General features: G+C 69.6%; 8 protein-coding genes. All 8 read left to right on the top strand.

The window, feature by feature from the left end:
* The first annotated feature begins 18 nt into the window (after nucleotides 1-18).
* The 8 genes from OHB49_RS12370 to OHB49_RS12335 all read left to right on the top strand — a co-directional run bounded on the left by OHB49_RS12370 (nucleotide 19) and on the right by OHB49_RS12335 (nucleotide 11,955).
* Entirely contained in the window at nucleotides 19-1,011 is a 993-nt protein-coding gene (locus OHB49_RS12370) for a LacI family DNA-binding transcriptional regulator (protein ID WP_328891204.1), read from the top strand.
* Nucleotides 1,012-1,086: 75 nt separating this feature from the next.
* Nucleotides 1,087-2,766, top strand: a complete 1,680-nt coding sequence (locus OHB49_RS12365) for an ABC transporter substrate-binding protein (RefSeq protein ID WP_329160249.1) — start codon at nucleotides 1,087-1,089, stop codon at nucleotides 2,764-2,766.
* 95 nt (nucleotides 2,767-2,861) lie between these two features.
* The gene (locus tag OHB49_RS12360; protein WP_329160247.1) at nucleotides 2,862-3,839 is read left to right on the top strand and encodes an ABC transporter permease; all 978 of its coding nucleotides are present in this window, start codon (nucleotides 2,862-2,864) and stop codon (nucleotides 3,837-3,839) included.
* Between the two features lie 14 nt (nucleotides 3,840-3,853).
* Nucleotides 3,854-4,774 carry an ABC transporter permease gene (locus tag OHB49_RS12355; RefSeq protein WP_329160245.1) on the top strand — a complete coding sequence of 307 codons (921 nt, stop codon included), beginning with the start codon at nucleotides 3,854-3,856 and terminating at the stop codon, nucleotides 4,772-4,774.
* Between the two features lie 3 nt (nucleotides 4,775-4,777).
* Nucleotides 4,778-5,743 (top strand): ABC transporter ATP-binding protein, encoded by a 966-nt coding sequence (locus OHB49_RS12350; RefSeq protein WP_329160244.1) that lies wholly within the window; start codon nucleotides 4,778-4,780, stop codon nucleotides 5,741-5,743.
* The gene (locus OHB49_RS12345; protein WP_329160243.1) at nucleotides 5,740-6,792 is read left to right on the top strand and encodes an ATP-binding cassette domain-containing protein; all 1,053 of its coding nucleotides are present in this window, start codon (nucleotides 5,740-5,742) and stop codon (nucleotides 6,790-6,792) included. Before OHB49_RS12350 ends, OHB49_RS12345 begins: the two co-directional genes overlap by 4 nt.
* Nucleotides 6,789-8,300, top strand: coding sequence for a glycoside hydrolase family 32 protein (locus OHB49_RS12340; protein WP_329160241.1), 1,512 nt, complete (start codon nucleotides 6,789-6,791; stop codon nucleotides 8,298-8,300). Before OHB49_RS12345 ends, OHB49_RS12340 begins: the two co-directional genes overlap by 4 nt.
* Before the next feature lie 82 nt (nucleotides 8,301-8,382).
* Nucleotides 8,383-11,955, top strand: coding sequence for a glycoside hydrolase family 32 protein (locus tag OHB49_RS12335; RefSeq protein WP_329160239.1), 3,573 nt, complete (start codon nucleotides 8,383-8,385; stop codon nucleotides 11,953-11,955).
* Nucleotides 11,956-11,972 lie beyond the last annotated feature (17 nt).

Genomic DNA, 11,972 nt, shown 5'->3' with positions numbered 1-11,972 from the left:
AGGACGCATCGCGTGACCATGAGCGATGTGGCCCGCCATGCGGGTGTCTCGCGGACCACGGTCTCCTTCGTCCTGAACGACAAGCCCGGTGCCTCCATCCCTGACGAGACCCGTCGGCGGATCCTGGAGGCGATCGACGAGCTCGGCTACCGGCCCAACGCCGGGGCGCGGGCGCTGGCCGCGAACCGCAGCGGGTGGTTCGGGCTGATCACCGAGATCGTGACCGGCCCGTTCGCGGGGGAGGTGATCACGGGCGCGCAGAGCCGCGCCTGGGGTGACCGGAGGTTCCTGCTGATCGCCGCGAGCGAGGGCGATCCCGCCCAGGAGGCCGCCGCGCTCGACCAGATGCTGGAGCACCGGGTGGAAGGGCTGCTGTACGCCACGACCTGGCACCGCGCCGTCACGCTGCCCAAGGCCGCCCGGGAGGTGCCGACGGTGCTCGTCAACTGCTACGACGCGGACGGTGAGCTGCCGTGCATCTTGCCCGACGAGGTGTCGGGCGGATACAAGGCGACCCGCCGGCTCCTGGATGCCGGTCACACCCGCATCGGGTTCATCAACCTCGACCCGGCGATCCCGGCCGCCATCGGCAGGCGCGAAGGGTACGAACGTGCCCTGCGCGAGGCCGGGATCACCCCCGACACCTCCCTCGTCGTCCCCGGCTGGGCGACCGCCGACAGCGCCTATACCGCCGCCTGCGAACTGCTGGACCGCCCGGCCGGCGACCGGCCGACCGCGCTGTTCTGCGGAAACGACCGGATGGCGATGGGCGCGTACGACGCGATCAAGGAACGTGGACTGCGCATCCCGCACGACGTGGCCGTGGTGGGGTTCGACAACCAGGAACTCATCGCCGCCTATCTGCGGCCGAAGCTGACGACGCTCGCCCTGCCCTTCGAGGCCATGGGCACCAAGGGCATTGACATGCTCGCCGCTCTCGCAGCCGGGCAGCCGCTCGACACCCACCGGGTGACGATCGACTGCCCGCTGCTCGAACGCTCGTCGGTCTGACCGCTAATCAGCCCGCCGAGGAATCCCATCCCAGTCTTCGCCCTGTGTGTTGAAGAGAGGAAAAGAGTCTCCATTATGGCACCTTCCCGCATACCTTCACGGCGGCCCCGAGCCGTCCTGAGAGCGGTCACCGCGACCGCCGCCGCAGCCCTGGTCCTGTCCGCCTGTACGGGTGGCTCGGGCACTGCCGGCGGTGACACCTCCGGCAACCAGCTGCTCACCATCCCGCGCGAGGATCTGGCGACGTTCACGCGCAACTTCAACCCGCTCTCCCCGCAGGCCGCCCCTATGACCCTGCAGGCGGTCTACGAGCCGCTGGCGGTGCACAGCATGGCGGATGCCAAGGACACGCCGTGGCTGGCCACCAAGTGGGAGCAGGCCAAGGATGGCAAGTCCCTCACCTTCACGTTGCGCGACGGCGTCAAGTGGTCGGACGGCCAGGCTCTCACCGCCGACGACGTCGTCTACACCTTCGAGCTCCAGAAGAAGGTGCTGGGCGGCTTCGACTACCTGGACAAGGTCACCGCGGTCGACGCCCACACGGTGAAGTTCTCCTTCAACAAGGCGTTCTCGACCGCCTTCTTCGAGATCAGCGGCCACTACATCCTGCCGAAGCACATCTGGTCCAAGGTGAAGGACCCGGCGAAGTTCACCAACCCGAACCCGGTCGGCACCGGCCCTTACACCAAGATCGAGAAGTTCCAGAGCCAGTCGTACGAGCTGCGCAAGAACCCCGACTACTGGCAGCCGGCGAAGCAGCAGATCACCGGCATCCAGATGCTCGCCTTCTCCGGCAACGACAGCGCCAACATCGCCTTCACCAACGGCGAGGTGGACTGGACGCAGTCGTTCATCCCGGACATCGAGAAGTCCTTCGTCGCCAAGGACAAGAAGCACAACCACTACTGGTTCCCGGCCACCGGCGCCATGATCAACTGGCAGCTGAACACCACCAAGGCCCCCTTCGACGACCCGGCCGTGCGCAAGGCGCTCAGCATGGCGGTAGACCGCGACCAGATCACCAAGGTCGCGATGAACGGCTACGCCGAACCCGCCGACTGCACGGGCCTGGCCCGCACGTACGACAAGTGGCGTGACACGTCGCTGGCCGCCTCCTGCACCTGGACGAAGTACGACACCGACGCGGCGGCCAAGGCCCTGGATGCGGCCGGCTACAAGGAGAGCGGCGGCAAGCGCAAGCTGAAGAACGGCAAGAACTTCACCCTCGACATCTCCGTCGGCTCCGCCTCCTCCGACTGGATATCGGTCGCCAACATCATCAAGCAGAACCTCGCGAAGGTCGGCATCACCGCCATCGTGAAGACGCCCGACTGGTCGGCGGTCTCGTCCTCGTACAACACCGGCACCTTCGACACCGGCATCGTGTGGAGCAACAACGGCGCCACGCCGTACGAGTACTTCCGCGGCGTGATGTCGACCAAGATGGTGCAGCCGGTCGGCAAGCAGGCCACGGAAAACTACCACCGCTTCGGCGACAAGAAGGCCGACAAGCTCATCGACGCCTTCGCCGCCGCCACGGACGAGAGTGCGCAGCGCGAGCAGATGAACGGTCTGCAGGCGCTGTACAACAAGGACGCGCCCGTCGTCCCGCTGTTCACCGGCCCCGAGTGGGGCGCGTACACGGACGCCCGCTTCACCGGCTGGCCCACCGAGAAGAACCCGTACGCCACCCTCGGCAACCGCAACGGCAGCACGATCCTCGTGCTCACCTCGCTGAAGCCCGTCAAGGGCTGACGCCGCCCGCGGACCGGCGGCCGCTCTCCTCCCCGGAAGGCCGCCCCCGCGCACCGAGCCACACGTTCACCCCCCACTGACAGGGAGCACGACCCGTGCGTCTGATCCTGCGCAACCTGGGGTTCTATCTGCTCGCCTTCTGGGCCTCCATCACCCTGAACTTCGTTCTCCCGCGCTTCATGCCGGGCGACCCGGTCTCCCGGATGTTCGCGCAGGCCCAGGGCACGATGCAGCCCAACCAGATAGCCCAGTTGCGGAAACTTTTCGGCTTGGACGACCGCCCCCTCTGGGAGCAGTACGTCTCTTACGTCAAGAGCGTCTTCACCGGCGACCTCGGCATCTCCATCACCCGCTTCCCCACCCCGGTTTCCGAGGTGATCGGCTCGCAGATCGGCTGGACCCTGCTGCTCGGTGGCGTCGCGCTCGTCATCGCCGCCGTGCTCGGCAACCTGCTCGGCATCGTCGCCGCCTGGCGACGCGGCGGCGTCCTCGACTCCGCCTTCCCGCCCCTGCTGATCTTTGTCGGCTCGTTCCCCTATTTCTGGCTGGCGATGGGCGCGCTGTACCTGTTCGGGGTGAGCCTGGGCTGGTTCCCGCTGCGGCACGCCTACGACGTCGGACTGACCCCCGGCTTCAACGGCGAATTCCTCTCCAACGTCGCCACCCACCTGGTGCTGCCCGCATTGACCATCGTGCTGGTCTCCATCGGCGGCTGGATGCTCGGCATGCGCAACACCATGATCGCCACGACGGCCGAGGACTACATCACCATGGCCGAGGCCAAGGGGCTCAGCCCCTCGCGGATCATGTTCCGTTACGCCGCCCGCAACGCCCTGCTCCCCTCCGTTACCAACTTCGGCATGGCACTCGGCTTCGTCGTCGGCGGCGCCCTGCTCACCGAGGTCGTGTTCGCCTACCCCGGCATCGGCTATCAGCTGCTGATGGCTGTCCAGGGCCTGGACTACCCGCTGATGCAGGGCATCTTCCTGACGATCACGGCGGCGGTACTGATTGCGAACTTCCTCGTCGACCTCGTCTACGTCCGCCTCGACCCGCGCGTCCGCGTCCGCTGAAGGGGGCTGCCGACATGACCGCCATCGAAATCGCAACGGCCACCACGCCGACAGTCCCCGCGCGCCCTTCCCGCCGGCGCGGACTGCTACGCCAGCTCACCGACAGCAAGAAGGCGATGACCGGGCTGATGCTGCTCGCTCTCTTCGCTCTCCTGGCTCTGCTCGCTCCCGTCCTCGTCCCGGGTGAACCGTCGCTCATCAACTCCACGGGCAGCCAGGTCCCTTCGGCCGCACACTGGCTCGGTACGACCGCCAAGGGACAGGACGTGCTCGCCCTCACCCTGTGGGGCGCGCGCAGCTCGCTCTTCGTCGGGTTCACCGTGGGGCTGGTGGCGACCGCGGTCGCCATCGTCGTCGGCCTCGCGGCCGCCTACTTCGGCCGCATTGTGGACGACGCGCTGACCCTGGTCACCAACATCTTCCTGCTGCTGCCCGGACTGCCGCTGCTCATCATCCTGGCCGCGTTCCTGCCGCCCGGGACCTCCACCGTGATCCTGGTCCTCGTCGTCACCGGCTGGGCGGGCTCGGCCCGGGTCCTGCGCGCGCAGGCCAAGTCGATCCGGGGCAAGGACTTCGTGGCCGCCGCGGTCGTCACCGGGGAGCGCCCGCTGCGGATCATGTTCCGCGAGATCCTGCCCAACATGGCGTCCGTGGTGATGACCACGCTGCTCGGCTGCGTGATCTTCGGCATCGGCGCCCAGGCCGGCCTGGAATTCCTCGGCCTCGGCGACAGCAGCGTCGTCAGCTGGGGTACCAACCTGTACTGGGCCAGCAACGACGGCGCGTTGATGACCGGCGCCTGGTGGGCCTTCGTCCCCTCCGGACTGTGCATCGCGCTCGTCGCGTTCGCGCTCGCGCTGGTCAACTATGCGGTCGACGAGATCACCAACCCGAGGCTGCGCAACCGCCGTGCCCGCCGCGAGAGGAGGGGCTGAGCCATGGAACCCGTACTTGAACTGAGCGGCCTGCGCGTCGAATACCGCGGCGACGGACGCACCGTGGTCGGCGCCGACGACGTCTCCTTCTCCATCGGCGCCGGAGAGATCTTCGGCCTCGCCGGAGAGTCCGGCTGCGGCAAGTCGACCATCGCCAACGCGGTCATGCGGCTGCTGAAGCCCCCGGCGGAGATCACCGCGGGCAGCATCCGCTTCCAGGGGCGGGACGTCCTCGCCCTGGACGCACGTGAGCTGCGCGCCTTCCGATGGCGGGAGATCGCGATGGTCTTCCAGTCGGCGATGAACTCCCTCAACCCCGTTCTGACCATCGGCGAGCAGATCGTCGACATCTTCACCACCCACGAGAAGCTGAAGAAGCGGGTCGCGCGGGAGCGGGCGGGAGAGCTCCTGGAGCTGGTGGGCATCGACCCGGGGCGGCTGAAGGCGTACCCGCACCAGCTGTCCGGCGGTATGCGCCAGCGCGTGGTCATCGCCATGGCCGTCGCGCTCCGCCCCCGGCTGCTGATCATGGACGAGCCGACGACCGCGCTCGACGTGGTCGTGCAGCAGGAGATCATGGCGCAGATCCGCGACCTCCAGCGGGAGCTGGGCTTCTCCATCCTCTTCATCACTCACGACATGTCCCTGATGGTCGAGCTGTCGGACCGCATGGGCGTGATGTACGGCGGACGGATCGTGGAACTCGCCGTCGCCAAGGACCTGTTCGCGGGGCCCCTCCACCCGTACACCGAGGCGCTGATGAACGCCTTCCCGCCGCTTACCGGCCCGCGCCGCGAACTCACCGGCCTGTTCGACGCCCCGCGCACCGCCGACAGCTGTGGCTTCCACGTCCGCTGTCCCGAGGACCGCTCGGACTGCTCCATGACCATCCCCGACCTGCGCGAGGTCGCGCCCGGCCGCTGGGTGGCCCGCAGTGTGGCCCCCAGTCCGGAAGGAGCCTCCCGATGACCGAACCGACCGAACCCCTGCTCTCCGTACGCGGCCTGACCAAGGACTTCCAGGTCGGCACCGTCTTCTCCCGGCGCCGCGTCCGTGCCGTCAACGACGTCTCCTTCGATCTCCCGGCCGGCCGGATCACCGCCCTGGTCGGCGAGTCCGGCAGCGGCAAGTCCACCATCGCCCGCTGCCTCGCCCGCCTCGAACAGCCCTCGGCCGGACAGGTGCTGCTCGACGGCGAGGACGTCCTGCGCACCGAGCGGCGCCGGGTGTCACGGGCGTACCGCCGCAAGGTCCAGATGGTGTTCCAGGACCCCTTCGGCTCGCTCAACCCGGTCCACCGCATCGAGCACTTCCTCACCCGGGCCCTCGTCGTGCACGGCCGCCCCGCCACCCGCGAGGCGCTGTGCGAGCTGATGGCAACGGTCGGCCTGACAGAGGACATGCTCCAGTCCTACCCGCACGAACTCTCCGGCGGCCAGCGTCAGCGCGTCTCCATCGCCCGTGCGCTGGCAGTGGAGCCGCGCCTGATCCTGGCCGACGAACCGACGTCGATGCTGGACGTCTCCGTGCGCGTCGGCGTGCTCAACCTGATGCGGCGCCTGCGCGACGAGCGGAACATCGCCATGCTCTACATCACCCACGACCTGGGCTCCGCCCGCTACCTCGCGGACACCACGATGGTCATGTTCGCCGGCGAACTCGTCGAGGGCGGAGACGCACTGGCCGTCATGGACGCCCCCGCCCACCCCTACACCCGCCTCCTGCTGTCGGCCGTGCCCGACCCCGAGCGGGCCGGCAGCTACGACCCGGTCGAACGCGCCCGGCTGCGCGAGGAGATCCTCAACCCCACGTCCTGCCCCTACGGCGACGACGGCGCGTGCAGCCGCACCGAGCCTGTCCGCCACATCGTCGGCGAAGACGACGGACAGCCCCACTGGGTGCGCTGCCATCTGCGCGCACCCGCCTCCGACATCGCCCGCCGCGTCCTGAAGGCCACCGACCGGCCGGACTGCGAGGCCACCGAAGACACCGAGAAAGCAGAGACCACCGCCGCATGACCCACGACCTCACCCTGCCGTCCGGCACTCCCGTCGCCGAGGGGCTGGCCGAACGCGCCCTGCGCGACCCCCACCGCCCCCGCTTCCACTTCACCTCGCCCGGCGGCTGGCTCAACGACCCCAACGGGCTGAGCCACTGGAACGGCGTCTACCACCTCTTCTACCAGTACAACCCGCTCGCCGCCGCCCACCACCGCATCCACTGGGGCCACGCCACCAGTACCGACCTCGTGCACTGGGCCGATGAGCCAGTCGCCCTGGTGCCAGGCTCGGACGGCCCGGACCGCGATGGCTGTTGGTCCGGTGTCCTGGTGGACGACGGGGGAGTGCCGACGCTCGTCTACTCGGGCAGGCACGGAGCCCACGAACTCCCCTGCGTGGCCAGGGGATCGGCCGACCTGCGGTACTGGACCAAAGACCAGGCCAACCCGGTCATCACCACCCCGCCCGAGGGCGTCGACATCACGGCCTTCCGCGACCACTGCGTCTGGCGGGAGGGCCAGGTGTGGCGCCAGCTGGTGGGCTCGGGCATCCGGGGCGTCGGCGGAACGGCCTTCCTGTACGAATCCGACGACCTGCGCAGCTGGCGCTACGTCGGCCCCCTGCTGACCGGCGACGCCTCGCAGAACCAGGGCGAGCTCGACTGGACCGGCACGATGTGGGAGTGCGTCGACCTCTTCGGCATCGACGGCGCCGACGTCCTGGTCTTTTCCGCCTGGGATGAGGGCACCACCCACCACCCCCTGTACTGGACCGGCAGCTACCAGGGCGACACCTTCACCCCCACCGCCCTCCACCGCCTCGACTACGGCGGACGCTACTTCTACGCCCCCCAGTCCACCCGCGACGAGCACGGCCGACGCATCATGTTCGGCTGGCTCCAGGAAGGCCGGACCGACGAGGCGAACGCACAGGCCGGCTGGTGCGGCGTGATGTCCCTGCCGAGGGTCGACACGCTCGACACGGACGGCAGCCTGCACCAGGCCCCCGCACCTGAACTGACCGTGCTGCGGCGGGAACGCGTAGAGGTGGCTCCAGGCCGGCTGGACGACCCGTACAGCCGGCTGCCCGCCGTGCGCGGGGAGCAGCTGGACATCGAGACGACCCTGCGCCTGGGCACCGGAGCGACCGCCCGGCTCGTGGTCCGAGAGACACCGGACGGCGCGGAACGCACGGTCGTGGAGGTGAGCAGGGCCCACGACGGAGCGGGCACGCTCCGACTGCACCGCGAGAACAGCAGCCTCGACCCGACCGTAGACACCGAACCCAGGTACGGCGACCTGCCGTTGGGCACCGACGGGCGGGTCGACCTGCGCGTCCTCGTCGACCACTCCGCACTGGAGATCTTCGCCAACGGGCGTGCCCTGACCGCCCGCGTTTACCCCACCCGCCCGGACGAGGCCGTCGGCGTCGGGATCGGTGCCGACGGCGACGTGGCCCTGGAGCGGTTCGACGCCTGGCAAATGGCGTCGGCCTTCACCGACGGACCCCGGCCGCTGTGGCCGTGACCGTCTTACACACGACCACGGCCCGCGGGGTGGACGTCCCCCCGGGCCGTGGCCCCCTCCCTGTTCTCCCTCAGGAGCCGCCATGAGCGTGTCCCGCCGTACCCTCCTGCTCGCCGGAGGAACCGCCGCCACCCTGCTGCCTCTCGGAGGCATCCTCCCCGCAGCACAGGCCGCCGCCCCGAGCGCCGCCGGAGCGACCCCCGCCGCCACCCCGATTCCCGACCCCATCCCCGTCACCGGCACCTGGACCCGCACCTCCGACGGCGGCCAGAAGGCGACAGCCGGCCGTCGCGGGCCCGCCCTCGCCCTGTCCGAGCAGCAACTCGCGGCCAAGGGCACGTACGCGGCCCGCATAACGCCCCAATCCTCTTCCTCCGTAGGCGCGTTGGTGTTCCGGGCCGCCCTCGACGGCTCGACTGGATACGCGATCGCCCTCGACCCCGGCCGCTCCCGCATACGGCTCTACGACCTGGCCGGCGGCGACACACTCGCCACCGCTCCGCTTCCAGGAGCGGCGGCCGCAAGACCCCATGACCTCGAAGTGGCAGTCGACGGACCCGAGCTGACGGTACATGTCGACGGCAAGCGGCTCCTCCACACCGAGGACCACCGCCACGACACCGGCTCGGTGGGCCTGCTCGCCCAGGGCGGCAAGGTCACCTTCGGCCCGCCCTCCCTCTCCTCAGTCACCACCAACCTCACCGGCTGGACCACGAGCGGCGGCACTTGGACGGCGAGTCTGCTGGGCTGGCGCGCGGCCCCAACCCAGGGAGCCACCGCCCGCGCCATCACCACGACCCAGACGTACGACACCGCGCTCCAGGCCGACCTGCTCCTGCACGACGCCTCCGCCATCGCCTCACTGCTGGTGCGCACCGACGCCACGGCCACGCACGGATACGGCGTCCAAGTCGACACGGACCAGGGCAGGCTGAGGCTCTACCGCATCGACGGCAACGTCACCCTCGGCACCTACGCGACCACCATCAAGGCCGACACGGTCTACCGCCTGCGCATCGAAGCCGAACACGACGAACTGCGCGTGCACTGGCAGACCAACTTCTTCTCTCCCGACGGCTACAGCCCCGTCATCACCGCCCAGGACTCCACCCACACCAAGGGCCGACTCGCCGTCTCGGCATCGGCCGGCGAGGTGTCCTTCGAGAACATCGCCGCCGCCGACCTCGCCACCGGCCTCCAGGGCTGGACGGCCCGCTCCGGCACCTGGACCCCCGACCTGCGCGGCATCCGCGGCGAGAACGGCCTGCGCACGGCCCCCTCCACCGACGGCGACCTGGTGGCGAGAGCCGACATCACCCCCGGCGACCGCTCCTCCTCGGCCGGCCTCGTCCTGCGCGCGTCCGCGAACGGCTCCGGCGGCTACGAAGCCCGCCTGGAAGCCGGCCGCAACGCCGTCGTCCTGCTGGACCGCTCCTCCAGCGCCCGCCTCGCCTCCGCCTCCGGCCCGGTCCGGCGCATCACGGCCGGAAGCACGTACCGCGTCGAGGCCCGCGCGACGGGCAGAACCATCGAGGTGTACGTGGACGGCGTACGGGCGCTCAAGACCCGCGTGTCCCGCACCAAGGGCGCCACCTTCGGCACCGCCGCCGCGCACGGGACGTCGTACTTCCAGAACGTCGAGGTCCACAGCACCGCCGACTACTTCACCAAGCCGTACCGCCCCACGTACCACTACTCCCAGCTCACCGGCTCCACCAGCGACCCCTGCGGCCTGCTGCACTACGACGGCGAGTACCACCTCTTCCACCAGGACGAGGGCCGCTGGGCGCACGCGGTCAGCACCGACCTCGTCCACTGGCAGCCCCTGCCGATCACCCTGCCCTGGAACGCCTATGGCCACTGCTGGACCGGCTGCGCGGTCGTGGACGCCGACGACACCTCCGGTCTCTTCGACGGCGGCTCGGGCCTGATCGCCTATTACACGAGCTACCACCCGGACAAGCCGGGCGGGAACGCCAGCGTGCGCATCGCGTACAGCAAGGACAACGGCCGCTCCTGGCAGCTGCACGGCGGCTCGACCCCGGCCGTGCAGAACCCGGGCGGCCCCGACGCCGGCTGGACCTTCCGCGACCCGAAGGTCATCCGCGACGAGGTTCACGACCAGTGGCTGATGGTCGTCTCCGGCGGCGACCACATCCGCTTCTTCACCTCCACCGACCTCCTCACCTGGACCCAGGTCAGCTCCTTCGGCTACGGCGACTGGGCCACGCCCGGCGTCTGGGAGTGCCCCGACTTCTTCCCGCTGCCGGTCGACGGCGACAAGGACAAGGTGAAGTGGGTCCTCACCCTGAGCACCGGTGCCGTACGCGCCACGAACGGCTCGGCCGCCCAGTACTTCACGGGTGACTGGAACGGCACCGGTTTCACTCCCGACCAGAAGGCCGGCACGGTCCTGCGCGCCGACTCCGGCCGTGACTACTACGCCGCCATGTCCTTCTACGGCCTGCCCGACGACCGCCGCGTCTGGCTCGGCTGGATGAGCAACTGGGACTACCCCTTCAGCGCCCCGACCGGCGGCTGGAACGGCCAGCTGAGCACCCCCCGCGAACTGACACTCACGAACACCGCCGACGGCGTACGCCTGGTGCAGCGCCCGGTCCGCGAGCTGACCGCCCTGCGCTCCTCTGCCACGACCCGCAAGAACCTCTCCGTCGGCCCCGACTCGGCGAATCCGCTCACACGTGTCACGGGTATCGCCTACGAGATCGAGGCCGAGATCACCCTTGGCACTGCCACGGAGGTCGGCTTCCGGCTCCGGACCGACGGCGACCAGCACACGACGGTCGGTTACCACGCGGAGGCGCAGGAGCTGTTCGTGGACCGCTCGGCATCGGGCCTGAGTGACTTCACGCAGTACTTCACGGGCCGCACGGTCGCGCCGATGAAGACGACCGACGGCCGCGTGACCCTGCGCGTGTACGTTGACTCGTCCTCGGTCGAGGCATTCGGCGGGGACGGACAGGCCGCCGTGACCAGCCTGATCTTCCCCGGCCCGGACGCCGACGGCATGGCCTTCTATGCCAAGGGCGGCACCGCACACATCGAGTCGCTCAAGGTGCACAGGCTGGACAGCACCTTCCGCCTGGTGGATCGGGTGAAGCCGCTGGTGGCCGCCCCGACCGGCGGTGAATTCCGCTCGGACCTCGGCAACTTGACGATCACCCCCGCGGGCCGCTGGTCGACGGACAGCGCGGGCCGCGCCGGAAGCTTCGACAAGGACTCCAACGCGATCTCGTCCCACACGGCGACGGACTTGGACCTCACCACCCTGGTCCGGCTCGGCGGCCCCGACCCGGACACGGGCGGCGCCCTCTCCCTCCTCTGGCGCGCCTCCTCCGACGGCACCGATGCCTACTGCCTCAACATCGACCCCGACCTACGCGTGATCCGCCTGGTCGCCAAGGCCAACGGCTTCTTCGACGACGGCGCCGCCCTCGCCCGCGTCCCGGCCCTGCTCCGCCGCGGCACGACCTACCCCGTCCGCATCCTCACCGAGGGCGACCGCATCCAGGTGTTCCTCAACGGCGAGCGGATCATCGACGTGACGGACACGACGTACACGAGCGGACACATCGGCCTCAACGTGTTCGGAGGGAGGGCGGCCTACCAGGACACGTACGTGAAGCAGCTGTAACCACGGACCCGGCCGAC

Source organism: Streptomyces sp. NBC_01717 (assembly GCF_036248255.1).
Classification (GTDB): Bacteria; Actinomycetota; Actinomycetes; order Streptomycetales; family Streptomycetaceae; genus Streptomyces.
The sequence above is the reverse complement of the archived record's forward strand: the minus strand, read 5'-3'. Positions and strand labels throughout refer to the sequence as shown.